The sequence below is a fragment of the Microbacterium sp. UFMG61 genome (assembly GCF_015354505.1).
Classification (GTDB): domain Bacteria; phylum Actinomycetota; class Actinomycetes; order Actinomycetales; family Microbacteriaceae; genus Microbacterium.
In genome coordinates, this window is record NZ_JACAFP010000003.1 from 1 (window position 1) to 21,710 (window position 21,710).

Here is a 21,710-nt window from a genome sequence, read left to right on the forward strand (position 1 = left end):
CCCCATCCGCCCGGCCCGGCCTCGCCCGCCGCGGCTGCCCCCGCTCCCCATCCGCCCGGCCCGGCCTCGCCCGCCGCGGCTGCCCCCGCCCGGCTACCCCCGCTCGACTGGGGCAGGCAGCGTCGTGAGCACGGCGGCGACCGCTTTGGCCGCGGCATCCGCCCTCACGCCCTGCGCCGGAACCGTGCCGAGCTGGGCGGCGATGCGCCCCGCGACGTAGGGAGCCGCGAACGACGTGCCGCTCCAGATCGCGAATCCGCCGCGGTAGTCGTCGGGGTCGATGGTCTCTCGCCGCAGGCCGTCGACGTCTGCCTTGGTCATGGCCTGCTCGCCCCCGACGAACGCCGGGGAGGTGCTCACGACGGCCGCTCCCGGGGCATACACCTGCACCCACGGCCCGACGTTCGAGAAGAGAGCGACCGACCGCGACGACGGGTTGAGCGCACCCACCGAGACGTGCGGCGCGTCCGTGTCCGGGTGGATGCCGTTGTCGGCGCCGGGCCAGGGCCAGAGGGATGCCGGGAACGACGGCCGATCGATCGCATCGTTGCCCGCCGAGCACACGACCACGCAGCCGAGCTCCCGGGCCGTGGTCAGCAGGGCGTTGAGCGTCGTGCTGAACTGACCGTCGACCGGGGTCTCGTGGTAGTACCCGAGCGACAGGTTCAGCACGTCGATCGGGTGCCCGGTCTTCGGGTCTTCGCGGTGACGGCGCAGCAGCTCGACGACCTGCGCCACGGTGATGAGGAACGTGCTCTCGTCGATCACGCCGAGCGCCCCGGCCATGCGGATCGACAGGATGTCGGCATCCGGCGCGGTCTGCCGGATGATGCCCGCGATGAAGGTGCCGTGCCCGGCGACCGCATCGATCTCGCCGTCGAGCTGTCCGTAGAGGTCGGGGTAACGCTCGGGATCGGCGTCGTCGGTGAGTCCGACCGGCACCCCGTCGAGCTCGATGTGCCGGGTGACGACGTCGTCGGGCAGCCAGTCGTGCACGCCGCATCCGGTGTCGAGCACCGCCACGACCGGCCGGCGGCCGCGCTTCGGAGCAGCGCTGCGCAGCGGCGCCGGGCCGAGCCAGGCGACCGGCTGTCGCGCGCCGCGGCCCGGTTCGAGATAGTCGTCGCTGCCGCCGGCGCCTCCCGCGCCGCGCACCGGGTTGGTCCGGCTGAACGGGTTGGTGCGGCTGAAGGGATTCGTGCGGCTGAACGGATTGAGCCCGACCGGGTCGATCGAGAGTACATGCTCGAGGCTGGTCCTCGGCATCGGGGTTCCCGTGCTGCGTCGGGCGCGCTGCAGCACGCGCCAGGCATCCGGGGGCACCGGTGACTCGCCGCGTGTCGGCTCATCGGGCGTCGTGAGGTGCGCTCGGAGGAACCCGGGCACTCCGGGCACCAGCTGGTCGGCGGAGCGCACCGCGTCGGGCGACTCGATGTCGAGATTCCAGCCGAACGAGCCGGCGGCTTCTCGGAGCGCGCGGATCTCGCGGTCGTACGCCTCCTGGCCGTTGTCGACTTGATCCTGAGTGATCAGCAGACGCTCCTGCAGGTACGCGGTCGGGAATGCGCGAACGCCGTCGACCGGCTCGACGGACGGATCCAGCGCCGTGCCTCGGCGGATCGACCCCTCTGCGCGGTCCTGCCAGCTCCACCCCTTGGGCTGCTCCATCGTCGGTCCTCTCCTCGCGGGCGGACCCGCGTCCTGTGCGGGCGGACCCCCGAGGTGCGGGAGCGGCCCTGCGGTGTGTGCGGGGGGATCCCGCGAGGTGCGGGATCGGCCCCGCGGTGTGCGGGATCGGCCCCGCGGTGTGCGGGCCGGCCCGTGTGGATCACAACTCGAACTGCGGGGTCGACAGCGTGCGCTGCTCGTCGCCGACCGTCGTGGTGAGGCGCACGAGCGTCAGCCCGTCGGTCACGTCATCGAACACGAAGCGACCCGTGTCACTCGCGGTCGTCGTGCGGATGCTCTCGCCCTGCGCGAGTTCGATCAGGCCGGACGCCGTGTCGACCCAGCCGTCGATGCGATGCGCCCCGCTCGCCGTGCCGGTGACGTGCAGGAGGATGCTCGTGGTGCCGTCGCTGAACTGCAGGGTCAGCGCGTCGGCGTCGCCGCGCACCGCACCCAGAGGCTCGTCGATCAGGGTGAGCAGCGCGTACTCCTCCGACAGGCCCTCCGCCGCGACGGCCGCGATCATCCGATCGATCAGCGCAGCCGGCATCGGGTCGACGTCGCGCCAGAGCGATCTCAGGTGCGCGAACAGCTCGGCATCCTCGTGGGCGTCCGCGCGGTTGCCGCCGTCGTTCTCAGTCATGAGCCGCCCTCCGTCCGCGGTGTCGGGGCGTCGAGCAGGTCGCGCAGTTTGGCGAGGCAGCGCTTGCGCGTCGGTCCGATGCTGCCGACCGGCATCGCGAGGTCGGCGGCGAGCCGCGCGTAATCCGGGCGTTCCTCGAAGGCGATCACGCGCAGCAGACGCTGGCACCGCTCGGCGAGACGCTGCACGGCAGACCAGAGTCGACGGTTCTCGTCTCCCGTCGCGGCGTGGTCTTCGGCCGACTGCTGCTCCGGCAGCAGGGCGTCGAGAGCATCCGTCTCCGTCGTGTCGACGCGGTTGTGGGCTTTGCCCGCCCGCCAGGCCTCGCGCCGCGCGGTCGTCGTGAGCCAGGCCGACACGGCCTTCGGGTCGGCGATCGAGCGGTGCCCGCGCACCAGTTGCAGCCACGTCGTCTGGATGACGTCTTCGGCCAACGTGCGCTCGAGCCCGTAGGCGCGCACGACATGCCAGAGCACAGGGGTCATCAGCCGCACGAGGTCGTCCATCGCGCGGCTGTCGCCGTCCCGCCATGCGTCGAAGAGGTCGGCGGCGCGCTTCCAGCGTGCCGCTCCGTCGTCCGGTGCAGGATCGAGGGCGGCGCCGTCGGGTGCGCCGTCGATCATGAGTCCCATTGTGATCACACAGGTAAGGAGCTCGGCAAGAGCCCGGTGATACATGGACTGGGTATGTTTTTCGGAATATCGGCGGGGATGCGGTCGGCGCGGGATGCCGGTCGGCGCGAGGTGCGGGATGACGAGTGGTGGGCCAGCCAGCCAGCCGGCCAGCCTGGCCATGCCAGAGGCAGGATGCAGTGGGCGATAGCGTGGAGGGGTGATCGCCCTTGCTGTCGTCCTCTTCCTCAACGCCGCCTTCAACGTGCTGGTGTGGCCGCGGTTCTACAAGCGCGTCGCGAACGACCCGCGGGCGCGCGATGCCGACGGCAGGGCCACGACCTTCCTCAAGGTGCACGCGGTGCTGATCGCGATCGCCCTGGTGCTCGCGCTGGTCTCGGTGGTCGTCGGAGTCGCGGCGCTCGCCGGCGCGCTCTGACTCTCAGTCGCCGGCGATGGGCTGCTGCAGTTCGGTGATCCAATCGGTCTGGTCTTCGGACTCGGACTGCAGGTAGACCTCGCGGCACGCTCCCCGGGCTTCCGCGCCCCGGGCGGTGATCGCCTCGTTGAGGGCGCGCCAGCTGTCGTCGATCGTCGCCATGGCCCCGTGGTGGGTCGTGGCGAAAGCCGCTTCGACGGCCGGAAGCTCGACGATGACGACATCGTCGACCGCAGGGCCGTCGTAGGTGAACCCGACCGTGATGCGAACGCCGTGCCTGTCCATGTCGTACTCGGCGATCGGCAGCCCGGGGGCCGCTCCGGATGCCCGAAGCGCGTCTTCCACGCGGTCGAACAGCGGTCCCACGACGGCGGCGACCTCGGGCTGTGTGCCGACGGTCTCGGACAACGCGGCGAGTCGCACGAAGGGAAGCGGCTTCTCGGTGATCTGCATGTCGGACATCGTCGTCTCCTCAGGTCGGTGGCTGGTGGCGCCGAGCCTACGCGGGGACACCGACATCGGTCCACGAGGAGCCCCACCGCGTCGACGACCACGCGCAGCTCAGCGCAGTACAGCACGGCGCAGCGCCGCACACGCGAGGTTCGTCGCCTCTCGGTTAGCGGTCGTCCGCGACGACGGTCGCTTCTGCGCGCTCGTCCGCTGCACGCGCCAGGCGTTTCACCGCGCGACTGTCGACGACGTACCGCCACGTCGACATCACCGCGCCGCCGAAGACGATCACCACACTGACGGAGGACCACCACTCGGGTCCGACGCCGTCCACCAGCATCTGCACGCCGAGGCCGAAGCTGAGCATCGCCAGCAGGAGCGCCCACCGGCCGTCGTCGTCCGCACGCGTGCTGTCGTCGTCCACGCGTGTCAGCCTAGGGAGCACTCTCCGATATCTCGGTATGGGAGGTTCCCCGTCGGGTCAGGCCCTCTCGTACTGCGTCGCGTGCTCGGCCCACCGCGACTCGACCGGCAGGGCGCGGAGCGCACGGTTGCCCAGGGCGAGCGCGACGGCGACCATGCAGAGCGCCGCGCACACGAGGATCGTGGCCTCGCGGCCGATCCAGGTGAGCCCGAACCCGGCGATCAGGGGCGCGAGCGGCAGCGCGCCCATGCCCAGCACGCCAGCGGCGCTGTTCGCCCGACCCAGCAGCTCGGTCGGGGTGGCGACCATGAAGTAGCCCATCATGCCCGCGTTGAGGGCGGGCAGCAGCAGCACCGAGGCACCGAGCACGACCACGATCGCCCAGGGCTCGGTCACCATCGCGAGCGCCGCCGAGCCGAGTGCCGCGACCGACAGCCCGCTGATCGCGAGCACGCCGGCGCGGAATCGGGGCACGAGCATCGGCGCCACGATCGCGCCGACGAGCATGACGGCCCCGACCGCGGCGCTGAGCGATCCGATGAGCAGCTCGGAGTATCCGGCCTGCTGCAACGCGTAGATCGTGGTCGTGATCGCCGCGTTGAACCCCAGGTTGATGATCGTGATGATGAGCAGCACGCCGCCGAGGTCGGGCCGGGAGAGCAGCCACGAGAACCCCTCGCGCAGCTCGGCCCACGCACCGGTCTTCGCAGGGGCGGTCGCGGGGGCGGCGACCGCGGCGGCCTCCGCACTCAGCTCGGAGGGAAAACCCAGACCATCGCGCGCGTCGACGGCGGGTCCGTCGGCGACACGCTCCGCGGCAGCATCCTCGTCTCCGTTATGCGCCACCGCCGTCGGGGAGCGGGTGCCGCGCAGCATCCCTGCCGTGACGGCGGCCACCACATGGCACACGGTCATCGCGACGCCGACGAGCCAGCCTCCGACACCGAGCAGCAGGCCGCCGAGGGGGCCGCCGGCCAGCTGCAGCGCGGCATCACGACCCTGATTCGCGGCCTGCGCCCGGCCCATCGCGCCGTCGGGCACGAGTTCTTTCAGCGCGCTCTCACCCGCGACGTCGAAGAGCCCGCTGCGAGCGGCGAGCAGCACGTTCGCTGCGAGGAGCGTGCTGAAGGTGAGCGCATCGGCGAGCGCGAGCAGTGTGAAGGCCCCCGAGAGCAGGATGCCCAGGAGCGACCCGAGCAGCATGAGCGCGATGCGTGGATGCCGGTCGGCGAGGATGCCGCCGGCGAGCGTGAACACGAGGCGCGCGACCATGCCCGCGCCCCCGATGATGCCGGCCTGCGCGGGGTCGTTCGTGACGATCAGCGCCAGCAGCGGGATCGCGAAGCCGAAGAGCGCGGCGGAGAGGCCCTTGCTCGTGTCGCTCACGAGCCAGGTGAGGTAGCGGGCGTTCCGCCACAGTCGGTGTGGCGCGGTCGCGGTGGTGGTCATGGGCTCCACGGTAGTTGCGCAAGAAAAGTTGCGCAAGACTCATTGCGCAACTTTTCCTGCGGATAGACTGCGGGGATGGGCGAGGGTGCGAAGGGCGAGCGGCAACAGGCGGATCAGGTCTGGATGACGTCGGCGATGCTCAAGGCGTACGCGCACCCGCTGCGGCGTCAGATGCTGCGACTGTTCGCGCGCCGCGAGCACCTGCGCGCGGCCGATGTCGCGGCCGACCTCGAGGTGCCGGCCAACAGCGCGAGCTTCCACCTGCGGGTGCTGGCCGACGCGGGGCTCATCGAAGAAGCTCCCGAGCACGCCCGCGACCGTCGCGACAGGGTCTGGAAGTCGCGCAAGGGCGCGATGAGCGTCGGCGGTCCGGAGCATCCGGTGCCCGACGAGGCGCTGGGCAGCGCCATGATCCGATCGATCGCCGATGACCATCAGGCCATGATGGCGCGCGTCATCGCGTGGACGCCCGAGTACGTGTCGAGGCGCACCGCCGAAGTGCACGCCGCGTTTTCGCAGCGCATGGTCCGCCTCACCGAGGCGGAGTTCGACGCCCTGATGGATCGTGTGCAGGACGTCATCTCCGACGCAGTGGGCGCCCACGACAAGGACGACCCGGCCGGACGCCCCTGGCAGATCGACATCCTCGCGGCCGACGACACGATCTGAACTCGGTCGACGTTCTCAGTCGAGGCCGTCGTCGACCTCGTCGTCGGGCGCGCGCTGGCCGCTGAGGATCAGGATGCGGCGCAGATGCATCGCCGCGAGCACGCCGGGCCCCATCGAGCGCCGCACATCGATCGTGCGGTCGTCGACCGTCTCGAGCAGAAGGCGGATCGCGCGCGCGGCCTCGCCCCGCACCCGGTGATCCTCGGAGGTGAGCGGCTCCTGCTGCGCGATCACCTCGGCCACCGCATGGCAGGCCGCCGACAGGGGATCGGGCAGCGCGGGGTCGAGATCGAGCGCGCCCGGCCGATCCCAGATGGTGTCGGCGATCTCGTCGGAGATGTCGCGGATCAGGTGCGCGATGCGATCGAGCGCCTCGAGCTCGGCATGGATGTGCCGGGTCTCGCCGCGTCGTCCGCGTGCCCTGACGTTGCCGCGTCGGCTGTCGTCGGCGTCGGACAGGGCGGTGCGCAGTTCGGAGGTCGTGTCGGCGAGCGACGCCGCATCGTCGGCCCATTTCTCGTGCTCGGGCGGCCACGACTCCGACACGGCGGATCCGATGTCGTGCAGGTGGGCGCTCAACTGATCGCGGAAGGCGTCGACCCGCGCCGCGGCGGCGAAAGTCAGGGGAGCGGGGGCGATCACGACGTTGACGATCAGGCCGATCACGATGCCGACCGCCATCTGCACGAGGTAGCCGAGCGAATAGTCGTCCGCGTTCTGCCCGCCGACGATCAGCACGAACAGCGCGGCGACGGGCACGTACTCCCGGGCGGCGCCGAACCAGCCCGTGCCCGCCACGAGCATGCCGACTCCCACCACGGCGGGCACCGTCCACCAGGTCGGGCCGACCGTCATCACCACGAGCAGAGCGAGACCGATTCCGGTCGCGAGGCCGAGCAGGGTCTGCAGGCCCGATCGCACCGAGCCCATGAGCGTGGGATACATGCTCACGAGTGCGCCGAGCGGGGCGTAATAGGGGTACTCGTCGGTGACGCCGGGAGTGTGCGGGGCGATCAGCCACGCGAGCCCGACGGCGAGCGTCGTCTTGGCGACGAGCAGCAGACGTGCCGGAAGCACGGCCTCGCGGATCTCGTGCGCGGCCCCCGAACGGCGGGCGCGCAGTCGCGTGCTGATGGTGTTCACGGCATCCCTTCGTCTCCTCCCCTGCAGAGCGACGCTAGCCGTCGGCATCCGCTTCTCCCAACGGGTTGCGTGGGGAGCGCGGGCCGGGTAGCGGGCCGGGTGCGATGGCGCGGGACGCGACGACGCCGGCCGCCCTGTGCGGGCGACCGGCGTCATCGGCGGGACTGCGATCAGGGGATCGCCCGCCGGAAGGCGAGGAACGAGACTCCGCTGAGCACGACCGTGGCGACGAGTCCCCAGAGCGCGAGGCCGAGCGCACCCGCGTCGAGGATGCCGGTCCAGACCTGGGCCCACAGCTCGAGCCTGGTGGCGAGGAACGCGAGCCCGACGAGGATCAGCGCGAGCCCGACGCCCACGACGGTCAGAACGGTCGGCCCCCAGCTCTTGTAGATCGTCGCGCCGGTGAAGCCGAGGACGAACAGGAACAGGGCGAGCGTGAAGTACACGATGAACGCCCCGAGCGGACCCGCCTCCCACAGCCACGGCAGGTAGAACACGTACCCGTTCACGCCGTATCCGTTCGTCAGCGTCTCGATGCCGCCGCCGATCAGGAACAGCACGCCCATGAAAGCGCTGCCGAGGACCGCCGTGAGCAGCGTGCCAAAGTAGAAGTCCCGCCGCGTGACGCTCATCGCCTGCGAGAACGGGAACGTGAGCGTCATGGCCGAGATGCCGATCGCGAAGAAGTACCAGAGCGGGGCCTGGCCGCCACCGCCGTACTTCGGCTGGTCGCCCGGGATCATCGCGTAGATGAGCACCGAGAGCACGACGGCGGAGCCGAGGATGATCAGCGGCACCGCGATGAAGGTCTGACGGTTGATCAACTGCAGGCGGATGACATTGAGTGTGCGTCGCATCAGCGCACCTCCTCTTTCGCGGACGAGGCTCTGGTGGCAGCGCCCGCCTCTGCCTTCTGAGTGAGGCGGACGATGAGCTGCTGCAGCGAGACGGGAGCGAGATCGAGTCCGGATGCCGTGACCTCGGCCCGCTCGGCGGACGACAGGTGTCCGAGCACCGTGACGGAGGCCACACGGCCCAGCGCCTCGCGGTGCAGCACCTCGCGGTCGGCGGCCCAGGCGTCGACCTTGGCGGCGTCGCCGACGACGGTGACGGCGCGGTCGCGCACGGCATCCGTGTCTTCGTTCAGCAGGATCTGCCCGTTGTCGATCACGATGACCTTCTCGATGAGGTTCGAGACCTCGTCGATCAGGTGCGACGAGAGGATGATCGTGCGCGGGTGCTCGGCGTAGTCCTCGAGCAGGCGGTCGTAGAAGATCTGCCTGGCCACCGCGTCGAGGCCCAGGTAGGGCTCGTCGAAGAACGTGAGCTCGGCACGGGACGCGAGTCCGATGATCACGCCGACGGCCGAGAGCTGGCCGCGCGAGAGCTTCTTGATGGTCTGCTTCATCGGCAGCTGGAACTGCTCGATGAGTTCGTCGGCCAGTTCCTGGTCCCAGTTCTCGAAGAACAGGCTCGCGGCCGTGAAGGCGTGACGCGGGTAGGCGTCGTCCGGGTACTTCTGGCTCTCGCGGACGAAGCAGATCCGGTTCAGGACCCGCGTGTTCTCGTACGGGTGCTCGCCGAAGACCCGGACGGTGCCCGAGGTCTCGAAGTTCTGCGCGGTCAGGATCGACATGAGCGTCGTCTTGCCTGCGCCGTTGCGGCCGAGGAGCCCGTAGATCGCGCCGCCCTCGAGGCTGAGCGACACGTCGTCGAGCGCGTTCTTCTCCTTGAAGTGCTTCGTGAGGTTCGTGACCTCGATGACGGCGGTCATGCGGTGGTCTTCCCTTCTGTCTGCGGTGTCTGTTCGGTGTGGGCCGCGCGCTCTCGGAGCAGCGCGGCGAGGTCGTCGGCGCCGAGTCCCAGCGTGCGGGCCTCGGCGAGGAGCGGTTCGATGTAGCGGTCGGCGAACGCGTCACGGCGTTCGCCGAGAACGATGTCCCGCGCGCCTGCGGCGACGAACATGCCGATGCCGCGGCGCTTGTACAGCACTCCCTTGTCGGTGAGCATGGCGACTCCCTTCGCTGCCGTCGCAGGGTTGATCCGGTAGAAACCGGCGAGCTCGTTCGTCGACGGTGCCTGCGTCTCTTCCGCGAGCGAACCGTCGATGATCGAGTCCTCGATCTGCTCGGCGATCTGGAGGAAGAGCGGCTTGCCTTCGTCGATCACGAGTCCTCCGAGGGGGTTGGTGGGTTAGTTACTTGACTAGGTAACCACTGAACGTGAGGTGTGTCAACCAGCAATCTGGATCGATTGGCTCTTCGCCGATGGGGTGGTCAATTTCGCACCGGAAGAGGGCCGTTCGGGTGCGGAAGTGGCTACCCACGGCGGGGCGGGTGCGGAAGTGGCCGCCCCACCGCTGGTGAAGCGGCGCGCGCGGTCGGGAGTCGTCAGCTCCAGAGAGCGGCCACCTGCGCCTCGGCCTCTCTCGAGCGGGCTTGGGTGCGTGCGGCGGCGGTCGCGGCGCTGATGAGGGCGGACCGCATGTCGGCGGCGCACGCGCTCCATTCGCGCTGGGCGCGGTCGAAGGCCTGATTGGCCTGCCCGGTCCACAGGTCGTTCAGCTCCGAGATGTCGGCCTCGAGGCCGTCGAGAAGCTCGCGGATGCTCTGCGCATCGAAGCGGCGATCGTATTCCGGTGCTCTCCGTCACGTGGCGCAGGGCCGGCGGGGCGCAGAGCTGGAGCAGGTGGCTGGTCGGGCAGCAGTACGTACACGTCCCGATTCGGAGGTGGAGGTCTCGCAGCGGAAAGGCGTGCGCCCCCGACGGCTCAGCCGCGCAGATCTCGGGCGCGCAGTGCGACGGCCGATGCGGCGACGAAGACCACGGCGAGGCCCCAGGTGAGTGCGAGGCCGCCCGGGTCGACGCCCTCGGCGAGCGGCGATTGCCGGTAGGCCCAGGCGTAGGGCGAGAGGCCGTTCAGCCATTCGAGGTCGTCGGACTGCTTGGCGAGCGCCTGCAGGATGTACCCCACGACCGCGATGCCCGCACCGACCCCCGTCGCCCAGATGCGTCGGCCGGTCACGGCTCCCGCGAGCAGAGCAGCGGAAGCGGTGAGAGACGCGAGACCGGTGAGGGCGGCGCTCGCACCGACGACGCGCCATCCGTCGAGACCGAGCTCCGCGGAGTCGTTCAACGCCCAGACGACGAGGCCCGAGAAGGCGCCGAGCCAGAGAATCCGCACGAGCACGGCGGCGGCCGACTCGATCGCGTACTGGCCGCGGCCGATGCCGTGCGCGAGGTCGAGTTCGGCGCGTCCGCTCTCCTCGGCCCCGGCGATGGCCGCCGAGCCCCACAGCACGGCCGCGATCGTGGTCAGCAGAAAGCCCATCAGGCCGAAGAAGGTGCTCTGCGTGTACCCGGCGCCGCTCGAGATCTGGTCGTAGCCGAGCGTCTCGACGAGCTCCGGGGGCAGCGACGAGATGATGTCCTCGAGCTGACCGCCGCCGCCGAGGCTCGGGTACAGCGGCAGGTAGAGGAACAGCACGGCGGCGAGGCCGAGCGTCCAGCCGAGCAGGCTGCGCCACGAATCGCTCAGATTGCGCCGGAACACGGGCAGGATGCGGTTCATCGCTGCTCCATCCTCGCTCGCCGCGTTCGTCGAGTCGCGGGCGTCGGTGAGGCGGACGGGGAGGCAGATGCGGGTGCGTCGCCGTACAGTCGCAGCACCGACTCCTCGAGGTCGGGCTCCTCGACCGTCAGGTCGCGCACCTCGAACGGGGCGAGGGCTTTGATGAACGGGTCGATCGCGCCGTCGATCGTGCCGGACAGGTGCAGGATGCCGTCGGCGTCGTGCACGTCGAGACCCGTGAGGCCAGGCAACCGGTCGAACTCGGGGCGGGCCGCCGCGGCATCCGTCGTCGCGATCTCGGCACGCACGCGGCGGATCGAGCCCAGGCGCAGCGAGGCGACATCGCCGTCGGCGACCACCCGGCCGTTCGCGAGCACCGCGACCTCGTCGGCGGTCTGCTGGATCTCGCTGAGCACGTGCGAACTGAGCAGCACGGTCTGTCCGGCATCCCTCGCCTCGCGGACCATCTGCAGGAACTCGCGCTGCACGAGGGGGTCGAGGCCGCTGGTGGGTTCGTCGAGGATCAGCAGTTCGGGTCGGTGCATGAATGCCTGGATCAGCCCGACCTTCTGCTTGTTGCCCTTCGACAGGGTGCGCACGGGCCGCGTCAGGTCGACACCGAGCCGGTCGGCGAGATCGCGTGCGGTGCGCAGGGTGACGTCCGAGTCGCGACCACCCGAGACCTGGGCGTAGAACGACAGCATCCGGTGCCCGCTCGCCCGGCCCTCGAGGTGCAGCTCGCCCGGCACGTAGCCGATGCGCCGACGCAGGGTGGCGCCGCCGTGACGGGGGTCCCCACCGAGGATGCGCACGGTGCCTGAGGACGGTCGGATGATGTCGACGAGCGTGCGCAGCGTGGTGGTCTTGCCCGCGCCGTTCGGGCCGATGAGTCCGAAGACGGTACCGGTTCGCACGTGCAGGTCGAGCTCGTGCAGCGCGATGCGGTTGCCGTAGAGCTTGTGCAGACGGTCGATCTCGATGGTGTCGGTCATGATGCCTCTCCTTCCGGGGCGGGCGTCTCTGCGGCGAGTGCGTCACGAGCGCCGTCGAGCAGCGCGGTGGTCGAGTAGATGCCGTGGGTGAGCAGCTCGAGCGTGGGCAGCGTGGTGCGGATCAGGCCGGCGGGGCTCAGCTGATCGGTGCCCAGTGCGCGGGCGATCTGGCTGCGCATCACGACCGGGCCGAGTCCGATCAGGGTCACGAGCAGCGTGGTCATCTCGGGGTCGCTCATGGGCTCGAGCATCCCGGCCGCACGCTGCTCGTCGAGCACGTCGCGGGTGCTCGCGAGGAAGCTGTCGAACAGCCGGTCGGCTGCGGGGGAGCCGTCGACGAGCATGCGTGAGAGGTAGTCGACATAGGGGCCGTACCGCTCGAGGTCGTGCAGCGCCGTGCGGATGCGGTCGCGGGTCGGAGCCTGGATCAGGTCGTGCTCCTCGTCGATGAAGACACCGACCACGTGGTCGTCGCATTCGGCGCGCAGCGTGTTCTTGTCGCCGAAGTGGTGCACGATCAGCGCCGGGCTGACGCCCACCTCCTTCGCGATGCCTCGCAGGCTCGTGCCGTCGAACCCGTCGCGGGCGAAGGCGGCGATGGCCGTGTCGCGGATCCGCGCCCGGGCGGTGAGATCGTCAGAAGCTGAACGCATGTACAGCATGCTAAACAGGTGTTCAGTCTGCGTCAAGAGGTCGCGCTCCTAGTCTGGAGTCGTGGACTTCCCCTTCGCCCGCCTGCGCCGTTGGCCCGATGTCGAGGCTGACAACCTGCAGGCCCATGACGCGACCGACCTGCTGCTGGTCGAGCGCGCGCTCGCCCTCGGGGTCGAGGGGCGCGAGATCGCGGTGATCGGCGACGAGTACGGCGCGATCACGCTTTCGCTGACGGATGCTGGGCTCGACGGCATCCGCGTTCATCAGGACCTCGCGACGGGCCGCCGTGCGCTGGCCCGCAACGCCGATGAGCTCGGGCTGCTCGGGTTCTCGACGCACGAGCTCGATGAATCGCTGCTCGACGGTGCCCGTCTCGTGCTGCTGCAGCTGCCCAAGGCGCTCGCCGAGCTCGAGGAGATCGCCGACGCCGTGGCCCGCTGGGCGGCGCCCGACGTGGTGCTCGTCGCCGGTGGCCGGGTGAAGCACATGACCATCGCGCAGAACGACGTCCTCGGCCGCAGCTTCGCGCAGGTTCACGCTCAGCGCGCCGAGCGCAAGTCCCGACTGATCGTGGCCAGCGAGCCGAGAGCGGTCCCGGTCACGTCCCCTTTTCCGGTGACAGCGGAGCATGGCGGACTGACCCTGGTCGCGCACGGCGGCGCGTTCGCGGGGGCGAAGCTCGACATCGGCACACGGGTGCTGCTGGGGGCCCTTCGACAGGCTCAGGGACCCAGCTTCCGGCACGCTCCGGACACGGACACGGACACGGACACGGACTCGGTCGCTGAGCCCGTCGAAGCGTCCCGCGTTCCTCTGATCGCCGTCGACCTGGGCTGCGGAACCGGCGCGCTCGCCGCGTCGTACGCCCTCGCGCACCCGGAATTCCGGGTCATCGCCACGGATCGGTCGGCCGCGGCGGTCGCCTCCGCGCGCGCCACGATGGCCGCGAACGGGGTCGCTGACCGCGTCACCGTGATGCACGACGACGCCGGGTCCGAACTCGCCGACGCCAGCGCCGACGTCGTGCTGCTCAACCCGCCTTTCCACCTCGGCAGCAGCGTGCACACGGGCGCGGCGACACGCCTGTTCGAGGCCGCCGCCCGCATCCTCCGCCCCGGCGGCGAGCTGTTCACGGTCTTCAACTCGTCGCTCGGATACCGGGCCGAGCTGACGCGCCTCATCGGCCCCACCGCGCAGCTCGAGCGCACCCCGAAGTTCACGGTCACGCGCAGCATCCGTCGCTGAGCCTGCCCTCGGCGCCGGGATCGACGCCGCTCGCTCCGTCGATCCCGCGCATCGTGCATCCACCCCTGTCCGGGCTGAGTGACTGCTCCGTGCGAGTTCGGCGAACCCGGATGGGATATACCGGCTGACCGCTGTTTTTCTGCCCGCGCGTCGTTCGCCCACGGAGAGACCTCGACGTGACTACCTAAGTCCCGATCGCGCACCACTCAACGGTTCCCGGAGACCGCCGTGCCCTCCGGCACCCGAGATGTCATAGAGGCGTCAGCCACTCCTGGACATCGCCGCGCAGTTGCGCAGTAGGGGAACCAAGAAAATGCGAACTCGTAGAACCGACAGCGGACGCCGCCGCAAGGCCACCGCTCTGGGCGTGACGCTCGCCATCGCGGCGGGGCTGCTCACTCCGATCGCCATCGCGACCGTGGCTCAGGCGGCGACCGAACTCTCGATCGACTCCCTCGGTCTTCAGGCTGCTGCGGGATCCCTCACGGACGGCAAGTGCGAGTCCACCGCGGGAACGTGCACGCTGCGCGCGGCCATCCAGGAATCCAACGCCATCAACGGCGCTGCCGGCGAAGTCAAGATCGGGGTCGACCCCGACTTCGCCGGTGGCAACATCGCGATCACGAACACCGCTGCCAACCGCATGGTGAGCACGAACCTCTATGCGGCCAACGGCGCGGTAGCCGGTGGCGTCGCGGGTGACAGCGGTGCTTCCTTTGAAATCACCGCGCCGGTGACGGTCGATCTGGAACACAAGATCACGGTGCACCCGACCGGAGCAGGCGACCTCGCACTCGTCCCGTTCCACCTCAACGGACCCGACATCACCCTGCGTGCTGTCGACGACATCTGGGCAGGCGAGACCTCCATCTACATCGGGCCGAACGCCGCGCGCGTCACCCTGGATGAGATCGAGATTCAGACCGAGACCTACTACCCCGAGCGCTTCTTCGTCGTGCGAGGGGGAGCCGAAGAGATCACCGTCTCGAACTCGACGATCGGCGGTTTCGCCGCCAACGAGAGGGACTGGAACTGGGGCGTGGTCGACGGGACCAGCGCGTCGTTCCCGGTCAAGGGGCTGACTGTCACCGGCAACACCTATGTCGCCGGCGCCGCATCCGGTGCATGCAACGGCAGCACAGCCGCGGGATGCACCTCGACGCCGGTCGAGGCCTACGAGCAGCACATCACGGAGCTCGAGTTCACCGGCAACGTCGTTCAGAACATCAACCGCGCATCCGCCTCGGACGCTCGCGGCCTCGACCTCCGTTACGCCACGGTGGGGAAGCTCAAGATCAGTGACAACACGTTCACCGCGCCCTACTATCGCGCTAGACAGGCAGTGGTCGACCTGGCATACGCCACCCTCGACAGTTTCGAGATCATCGGCAATGACTTCACGGAGATGTCGGGCAACGGCGACGTCGACGACTCGGCGGCTGCGATCGTGCTGCCCACGGACAAGCGCATAGGCACCGGTGGAAAGGTCTCGGACAACGAGTTCACAGCGACCGGAACCCTGAACACGCAGGCTGTCTATTGGAACGGTCTCGAGTCGACGGACTCCGCCACGAACCTCGCCGACTCGCGCGTCTCGATCGTGGACAACCACTTCGACGGGTTCTCGACCAGCGCATCGCGCTCCAGCATCCGGATGACTCAGACCGGCGTCGTGGAGATCGCACGAAACACCTTCGGCGCGCGGTCGGGGAGCCAGGCCAACACCGTCCTCGAGGAGTTCGCCGGCAACGGCTCTGTCGCGTCGACGCTGGTCAACAACCTGAACGCGTCGGCGAACGCGAAGCTGAACACGTGGTGGCCGACCGCGCGCACCAGCGCGAACGTGCAGACCACTCCGCTCACTGCAGCCGAGTGCACGGTGCCGCTCGAGGTGGCCCCACCCGCCGACGCGGAGAACACGACCGACTATGCCGCGGGCCGCTACCCCGCCGTGCCCGTCGCGCTCGACGTCTACTGGACCCGGGGGAACGATGCCGAGGTCTACCTCGGCCGCTACGACGTCGACGCCGACGAACGCCAGACTCTGCAGGTCGCTCTACCCATGCCCGGTGACGCGATGCTCGAGAAGAACAGCGGCGTCGGCCCCGTCGATCCCATCACGGGAGCGGTGACCGGGGGCCTGCGCGTGCAGACGATCGAATCCCCGGTGGGAAGCGCGTCACCGTCGTCGCAGTACTCGCGAGTCGCGGTCATCGACGGCAGCTGCCGACCGGTCATCACGATCGCGCAGGCGACCACTCAGAACGAGGAGACGCACGCCCGCGACCTGCACTTCACGCTCACCTCGTCGATGCAGCTCGACCCGTCGACGGTGGCCATCGAGGACTTCGTCGTCGAGGCGACGAGTGCCACGTCCGAGGGGCTCGACGGTGTCGCCGCAGGCATCAGCACCATCGACGCCGACAGGCTCGCCCCGCGAGTCGTCTCGGTCACGGAGGTCGCCGGAAGCTCGGGCACGCAGTTCGATGTGATCGTCCGCGTCGACGACACCGCGACGGTGACCGTGTCCATCGGAGAGAACACTGTCGCCATTCCCACGGGACTTGCGAACATCAGTGCAGCGACCACCGGTGACGAGCGCGGTACCGACAACGTCGTGACGTTCGTGAACCCCATCACCGCTCAGCCGAGCAAGTTCACGGTCGTGACCGGCGATGAGCGGGGCAAGAACTTCACCTACATGCTGGCGGCCGGTGCACCCGCTCCGACCGAGCAGCTGAAGTTCACGACGAGCGTCAGCCAGCCCGCGGGCACGCCCAAGCTCTCTCTCAGCACGACGTCGCCGGTGATCGCCGGTGGCGCGTCGCAGACGAGTGCCATCGTGGTGACCGCTGCCTCGGGTGACGCCGAGGCGGGCACGAAGACGACGATCTCGGCGAGCGTCGCGACCGGCGACAGCAACTACGACGGCCTGCTCGTGCCGGATGTGACCCCCTACCTCTATGCCACCGACCCGGTGATCAACATCGCGAAGCGCGCATACGTCGACGTCATCGATTCCTCCTCCGTGCAGCGGATCGAGGCGACGGGTTCACCCGCTCCGCGCGACAGCCGACTGACTGACGGACAGCCCGTGTGCTTCGTGTACACCGTCACCAACACGTCTGCAGACGACTGGGTCACGGTTCTCCGCGACATCCAGGTCAGGGACTCCGATGAGCGCCTCGGCGACGCCGGACTCATCGGCACCATCCCGTCGCTCGAGAGCGGCGACTCCGTGAAGCTGTTCTCCTGCGTCTCGCTCATCCCCGCAGACACCACGGTCGACGGCCCGATCGCAGAATCGGGTGAGGCCCCGTGACGACGCGTGAACGACGCAGCCGGAGCCTTCGGCGGCCCGGCCTCGCGGTCGCAGCCCCACTCCTGGTCGGACTCCTCATCGCCGGCGCAACGGCCGGAGGGACGTATGCCCTCTGGTCGACCAGCACGTCAGCCAGCCTCGGCGACATCACCAGCGGCAACCTCAGGCTCGTCTCGATGGAGACGACCTGGAGTCAGGTCACTCCGGGAACAGGAACGGCGGAGGAACTCCCGCTCACCGGCACGCCCGAAGGCTTCCGCGTGATGCCCGGCGACATCATCAGGATCACCCAGAACGTCGAGTCGTACCTCCAGGGCGACAACCTCACTGCGGGGCTCGCGGTCGACTACGCGGCCGGGAGCGACGTCGCCCAGGATGTCGAGGACGGACTGATCGCGCTGTCGTTCCACATCGAGAACGCAGAGGGGGTTCAGGTCGCTCCCGCGAGCGGAACCGCCCCGTTCGGCACCACTCTTGCAGTGGACGGTCTGACCGGCACCGATGGCGGGGTCGTCGAAGACTGGAAGATCGTCGTCTCTGCAGAGATCCTCGGCGACTACGACTGGGTCGACGGTGGATCCCTCGACGACGCACCTGCCCAGTGGGCAGCAGGGAACATCGTCGTCACCCTCGAGCAGCTCCGCGCAGGAGCCGGCTATGTCGAGGGAGGGACGCCATGAGCCGCAAGAGCGAACGCCTGGCGAAGGGGTCGCGCAGGCGCACCCTCGGTCGCTCCTGTGCACAGGCCGCCATCGGCGGACTCGTTCTGGGAGCACTTGCCGCCGGCACCGTCCCCGCCGCATACGCGCTGTGGGCGATGGACGATTCCGTCACCATTCCCGCGTTCGATCACGGCCGGGTCGCGTTCGCGGCGGCTCCGACCGATGGGTCGGCAGCTCTCGTCCACAGCACGGATGGTGCCCCGGTCGAGCTCGTCCTGCCCGGCTCGAAGATGGCTGAAGTCCTCGGGCAGACCGGGCCCGATGCGGCGCCCATCATCTGGACCTTCGAGGCCACCGGATGGGCGGACGGCATCGGGGGCGTCGTGTACGACGTCTCTGTCGCCACGCAGGTCGCACGCGACGGGTCTGTTCATGACCTGAGCTCCGGCGTCGGAGACGAGGGCACGCTTCTTCGCTACTCGACCCTCAAGGTGTATCCAGCCGACGCCGGAGGCGGGTGCACAGCTGTGCCCGCGACCCCTGAGACGCCCGAAGGGGAGACGCAGAAGAACGTCATGGTGTTCGACGGTCAGGATCATCAGCTCCAGGCGCCTGGCGCTCGAAGCGATGGTGGATCGAGTCAGACCTGGTGCGCGGCGATGGACTTCATCAACGCGCCGGACGGCAGCTACGTCAACGACGCGTTCGCGCAGGGCGCCGCCGAGGACGGAAAGGTCTACGGAGCGCTGGACACGTGGAACACGGCTGTGAGCTTCCCGCCGTCGTTGCCGCTGCTGGGCACCTACGTCAATGAAGCGGAAGCCACCGGCGTCGCGGAGGACCAGACGCGTCCTCGGGACGTGGATGTGTGGAGCGCCGCGCTGTACCCGGACCCGAGCGACGAGCCGGACATCACGATCGTTCTCGACCCCGCGGTCACGAACCTCAACGCGGCAGCGACGCAGCCCGGCGATCACTTCGCGACAACGACTTCGAACGAGTGACAGCGTTCGGTACCCACCCCCGACGGCCACCCGGCCTCGGTCGAACCAGCCCCTCGCATGGGGCTAAGACAAGAAAGAGAAACATGGACAACCACGCATCAACGATCGTTGTCACCGAGGAGCGCAAGCGTCGCCGGGGACTGGTCTGGGTCGGACTCGGAGCCGTCGCTCTGCTTTCGGGAGGGTCGACGTTCGCGCTCTGGAGCGCCAACGACACCTTCGCGGGTGGCGACATCACCGCGGGTGACCTCAACCTCGTTCAGACGGCCGACACCTCGTTCTACGACGTGTCCGCCGACCGTGCTGACGCCACCGAGACCCTCGTGGGCACCGACGGCACGCAGCTCGGCCACCTGATCGACGACGCGTCGTGGCGGGCCGTGCCGGGTGACAAGGTCGCCGCCGCATTCTCGGCAGACGTCACGCTCGAGGGCGACAACCTCGTCGGCAAGCTCTCGGTCGCAGGCCTCGACGCCATGATCGACGGCAACGCGTCGATGACCTGGTCGTACGAGGTCTACAACAAGGGCACTCTGCTCGTCTCCGAGACCGCGGTCCCCGCGGACAGCAGCCTGTTCTACCTGTCGGCTCCGGCCACGGGCCAGGCTGACGGCATCGACGACGGCGTTCCCATGGCTGCCACCGCAGGTGACGTCGCGGGTTCGACCGTCTTCCAGATGACCGACACGTCTGAGGACGTCACCGTGGTGCTCTACGGCACGTTCGACAGCACCGCCGGCGACGCCGGCAAGGCGACTGTTGCCGCAGACGGCAGCTACTCGGACCAGACCGAGGCAGCGACGGGCACCCGCGAGGACGCCCTGACCGTCGACACCCTGGCTGAGCTGAAGCTGCAGCTCGACCAGGTCCGCGACACCGGCTCGCAGTTCGACTGAGCACGCCCGAACACCGGGGCACCCGCGCACGCGGGTGCCCCGCATCAAGGAGAAGAAAGTGCCTCGCAACCGAATCAGATCCACGCGGACCCGGCAGGGTGCCGGACTCCGTCTGGCACGGGTGCGCGGCTCTCTCTGGCAGTCACTCGGCGCCTTACTCGGCGCGATCGCGGCCGGCGTCATCATCGTCGTCATCGCGACCCTGTTCCTCATCCCGCGCATCCTCGGGGGAGACAGCCTCACGGTGCTCACCGGCTCGATGGAGCCCAGCCTCACGCCGGGCGACGTCGTCGCAGTGCGGGCGCTCGCACAGGAGGACGTCTGCACAGACGTCTCGATCGGCGACATCGTGACCTACTACCCCACCCCCAATGACCCGGCGCTCATCACCCACCGCGTCATCGCCAAGACTGTCGGCACCTACGACGACGGCACGTCCTGTCGCCTCATCCTGCAGGGTGATGCGAACTCGGCAGCGGACGAACCGGTCTCGCCCGAGCAGGTGCGTGGCGTGTTCATGTACGGCATCCCCGCCGTCGGATGGGCACGCAGCTGGGTCGAGGACAACAAGATCCTCGTGTTCGCGGCCTTCGCTCTCCTGGCGGTGGGAATCTACGCGCTCGATCGGGCCCGCCCGCGAACGCGCATCCGCACGATCGCGGGGGCGCCGATCGCACCCGTCACCGCCTCGCCTTCTTCCGACGACAACGAAGCCTCCAGCGGTGACTCGTCGTTCCGGCTGCGAGAGCTGGATCTGCGGGAGCGAGAGCTCACCCTTCGTGAGCGTGAGATCGCGCTTCTGGAACAACAGTTCCACGCCACAGCCACAGCCACAGCCACCGCCACACCGTCTCCGTGAGAGGAACACCTATGAGTGCCTATATCGACATCTCCGGCGACAGCTATGCGCTGAAGCAGCCATCGCGGTTGGCACGCGGCGCGCGCATTCTGGGCGCCGTCGCGCTCGTGCTCGCCATCCTCATCTCAGTGATGTTCTACATGGCCCCGGCGAGTGCCACCGTGTTCGGCACCCGCGCTCCGGTGGAGGAGGCTTCGAGCGCGGCCGACGGGGCGGAGACGTATGCCGCAGACAACGCGGGCACCTCGTCGACCTTGGCCACCGCCACCGAAGCGCAGCTGCTCTCCGGTCTCTGGGACGGCCACACCGTCCATCTCGATTGGCGAGGCTCCGAGTACGCGACGGCCGAGGCGAGCTTCGTGGGCGAACGTCTGATCTCCCCCGGCGACCACGTCTCCCGAACCCTCAGCGTGCGCAACGACGGCCCCTCTGACGGCGTCATGGCTGTCGGCCTCGTGCTGGCCGAGACTGTTCCCATGCTGGCGGCCAACCCCGAGCTCGGCGACCATGTCACGGTGTTCTGGGACATCGCCGGAGTGACAGGATCCGCGCCCTTCTCGGATCTGCTCGCTCTCGACGACGGGCGCCCCGAACTCGTACAGGTCCAGGTGCCGCGCGGTGCCGATGTTCCCGTCACCGTCGGATTCGACGTGCCGGCGTCGCTGACCACCGAGATGAACGCCCACGCCGAGTCGACAGGCCTGCGATTCGACATCCGCGTCCACCTCGAGGGTGACACGAGTACCACGCCTCCGATCCTCGCGCAGACGGGTGCCGATGCGGCACTCACTGCGGCGCTCATCGCTCTCGCGCTCGGAATCGCTGCCGCAGGACTGCTCCTGCTCGCTGCCCGTCGTCGTCGTTGCGAGGTCTGCGACGATCCGATCGGACGGGGCGAACCCTGGGTTGCTCGTCGCGCGGCATCCGGCGAGCGGGAGACGCTCTGCGTGGCGTGTGCGCCGGTGCCGCTTCAGGCCGCCCTGGTGCTTCCGGCCTAGAACGAAGGCGG

General features: G+C 69.2%; 23 protein-coding genes. 9 read left to right on the forward strand and 14 right to left on the reverse strand.

Annotation, left to right across the window (positions count from 1 at the left end; all coding sequences use genetic code 11):
• Positions 1-93 precede the first annotated feature (93 nt).
• The 3 genes from IXW21_RS03710 to IXW21_RS03720 all read right to left on the reverse strand — a co-directional run bounded on the left by IXW21_RS03710 (position 94) and on the right by IXW21_RS03720 (position 2,934).
• Positions 94-1,668 carry a S8 family peptidase gene (locus IXW21_RS03710; RefSeq protein ID WP_194762926.1) on the reverse strand — a complete coding sequence of 525 codons (1,575 nt, stop codon included), beginning with the start codon at positions 1,666-1,668 and terminating at the stop codon, positions 94-96.
• Positions 1,669-1,828: 160 nt separating this feature from the next.
• On the reverse strand, positions 1,829-2,311 hold the full coding sequence (locus IXW21_RS03715) for a hypothetical protein (RefSeq protein WP_194762927.1): 483 nt from the start codon (positions 2,309-2,311) through the stop codon (positions 1,829-1,831).
• Positions 2,308-2,934 (reverse strand): RNA polymerase sigma factor, encoded by a 627-nt coding sequence (locus IXW21_RS03720; protein ID WP_228528155.1) that lies wholly within the window; start codon positions 2,932-2,934, stop codon positions 2,308-2,310. Before IXW21_RS03720 ends, IXW21_RS03715 begins: the two co-directional genes overlap by 4 nt.
• 208 nt (positions 2,935-3,142) lie before the next feature.
• On the opposite strand from IXW21_RS03720, the gene IXW21_RS03725 reads away from it, so the two are divergent.
• Entirely contained in the window at positions 3,143-3,361 is a 219-nt protein-coding gene (locus IXW21_RS03725) for an SCO4848 family membrane protein (protein WP_194762929.1), read from the forward strand.
• Positions 3,362-3,364: 3 nt separating this feature from the next.
• On the opposite strand, the gene IXW21_RS03730 is transcribed toward IXW21_RS03725, so the two are convergent.
• From IXW21_RS03730 to IXW21_RS03740, 3 genes are all read right to left on the reverse strand, one after another.
• Positions 3,365-3,823, reverse strand: coding sequence for a GyrI-like domain-containing protein (locus IXW21_RS03730; protein WP_194762930.1), 459 nt, complete (start codon positions 3,821-3,823; stop codon positions 3,365-3,367).
• Between the two features lie 154 nt (positions 3,824-3,977).
• On the reverse strand, positions 3,978-4,235 hold the full coding sequence (locus tag IXW21_RS03735) for a hypothetical protein (protein ID WP_194762931.1): 258 nt from the start codon (positions 4,233-4,235) through the stop codon (positions 3,978-3,980).
• Between the two features lie 57 nt (positions 4,236-4,292).
• Positions 4,293-5,684 (reverse strand): MFS transporter, encoded by a 1,392-nt coding sequence (locus IXW21_RS03740; RefSeq protein ID WP_194762932.1) that lies wholly within the window; start codon positions 5,682-5,684, stop codon positions 4,293-4,295.
• A 75-nt stretch (positions 5,685-5,759) separates the two neighbouring features.
• Here IXW21_RS03740 and IXW21_RS03745 point away from each other — a divergent pair, with 75 nt between their 5' ends.
• Positions 5,760-6,353 (forward strand): winged helix-turn-helix domain-containing protein, encoded by a 594-nt coding sequence (locus IXW21_RS03745; RefSeq protein ID WP_194762933.1) that lies wholly within the window; start codon positions 5,760-5,762, stop codon positions 6,351-6,353.
• Positions 6,354-6,368: 15 nt separating this feature from the next.
• Here IXW21_RS03745 and IXW21_RS03750 read toward each other — a convergent pair whose 3' ends face one another.
• The 8 genes from IXW21_RS03750 to IXW21_RS03785 all read right to left on the reverse strand — a co-directional run bounded on the left by IXW21_RS03750 (position 6,369) and on the right by IXW21_RS03785 (position 12,712).
• Positions 6,369-7,544, reverse strand: a complete 1,176-nt coding sequence (locus IXW21_RS03750; RefSeq protein ID WP_194762934.1) for an FUSC family protein — start codon at positions 7,542-7,544, stop codon at positions 6,369-6,371.
• 122 nt (positions 7,545-7,666) lie between these two features.
• Positions 7,667-8,353 (reverse strand): hypothetical protein, encoded by a 687-nt coding sequence (locus tag IXW21_RS03755; protein ID WP_194762935.1) that lies wholly within the window; start codon positions 8,351-8,353, stop codon positions 7,667-7,669.
• Positions 8,353-9,270 (reverse strand): ABC transporter ATP-binding protein, encoded by a 918-nt coding sequence (locus IXW21_RS03760; protein ID WP_194762936.1) that lies wholly within the window; start codon positions 9,268-9,270, stop codon positions 8,353-8,355. The genes IXW21_RS03755 and IXW21_RS03760 overlap by 1 nt, the downstream gene beginning before the upstream one ends.
• Positions 9,267-9,665, reverse strand: coding sequence for a GntR family transcriptional regulator (locus IXW21_RS03765; protein ID WP_194762937.1), 399 nt, complete (start codon positions 9,663-9,665; stop codon positions 9,267-9,269). Before IXW21_RS03765 ends, IXW21_RS03760 begins: the two co-directional genes overlap by 4 nt.
• 221 nt (positions 9,666-9,886) lie before the next feature.
• A complete protein-coding gene (locus IXW21_RS18640; RefSeq protein WP_194763197.1) occupies positions 9,887-10,102 on the reverse strand; it encodes a WXG100 family type VII secretion target in 216 nt (71 codons plus the stop codon).
• A gap of 164 nt (positions 10,103-10,266) precedes the next feature.
• A complete protein-coding gene (locus tag IXW21_RS03775) occupies positions 10,267-11,067 on the reverse strand; it encodes an ABC transporter permease subunit (protein ID WP_194762938.1) in 801 nt (266 codons plus the stop codon).
• Entirely contained in the window at positions 11,064-12,059 is a 996-nt protein-coding gene (locus tag IXW21_RS03780) for an ABC transporter ATP-binding protein (protein ID WP_194762939.1), read from the reverse strand. Before IXW21_RS03780 ends, IXW21_RS03775 begins: the two co-directional genes overlap by 4 nt.
• The gene (locus IXW21_RS03785; RefSeq protein WP_194762940.1) at positions 12,056-12,712 is read right to left on the reverse strand and encodes a TetR/AcrR family transcriptional regulator; all 657 of its coding nucleotides are present in this window, start codon (positions 12,710-12,712) and stop codon (positions 12,056-12,058) included. The genes IXW21_RS03780 and IXW21_RS03785 overlap by 4 nt, the downstream gene beginning before the upstream one ends.
• Before the next feature lie 61 nt (positions 12,713-12,773).
• Between IXW21_RS03785 and IXW21_RS03790 the strand changes: the two genes are divergently transcribed.
• From IXW21_RS03790 to IXW21_RS03820, 7 genes are all read left to right on the forward strand, one after another.
• Positions 12,774-13,958, forward strand: a complete 1,185-nt coding sequence (locus tag IXW21_RS03790) for a class I SAM-dependent methyltransferase (protein ID WP_194762941.1) — start codon at positions 12,774-12,776, stop codon at positions 13,956-13,958.
• Between the two features lie 313 nt (positions 13,959-14,271).
• A complete protein-coding gene (locus IXW21_RS03795; protein WP_194762942.1) occupies positions 14,272-17,280 on the forward strand; it encodes a hypothetical protein in 3,009 nt (1,002 codons plus the stop codon).
• Positions 17,277-17,960, forward strand: coding sequence for a hypothetical protein (locus IXW21_RS03800; protein WP_194762943.1), 684 nt, complete (start codon positions 17,277-17,279; stop codon positions 17,958-17,960). Before IXW21_RS03795 ends, IXW21_RS03800 begins: the two co-directional genes overlap by 4 nt.
• A complete protein-coding gene (locus tag IXW21_RS03805; RefSeq protein WP_194762944.1) occupies positions 17,957-18,946 on the forward strand; it encodes a hypothetical protein in 990 nt (329 codons plus the stop codon). Before IXW21_RS03800 ends, IXW21_RS03805 begins: the two co-directional genes overlap by 4 nt.
• Positions 18,947-19,029: 83 nt before the next feature.
• Positions 19,030-19,842: an alternate-type signal peptide domain-containing protein gene (locus tag IXW21_RS03810; protein WP_194762945.1), complete on the forward strand. Its 813-nt coding sequence runs from the start codon at positions 19,030-19,032 to the stop codon at positions 19,840-19,842.
• A 58-nt stretch (positions 19,843-19,900) separates the two neighbouring features.
• Positions 19,901-20,701 carry a signal peptidase I gene (locus tag IXW21_RS03815; RefSeq protein WP_194762946.1) on the forward strand — a complete coding sequence of 267 codons (801 nt, stop codon included), beginning with the start codon at positions 19,901-19,903 and terminating at the stop codon, positions 20,699-20,701.
• A gap of 11 nt (positions 20,702-20,712) precedes the next feature.
• Entirely contained in the window at positions 20,713-21,699 is a 987-nt protein-coding gene (locus tag IXW21_RS03820) for a hypothetical protein (protein WP_194762947.1), read from the forward strand.
• Positions 21,700-21,710 lie beyond the last annotated feature (11 nt).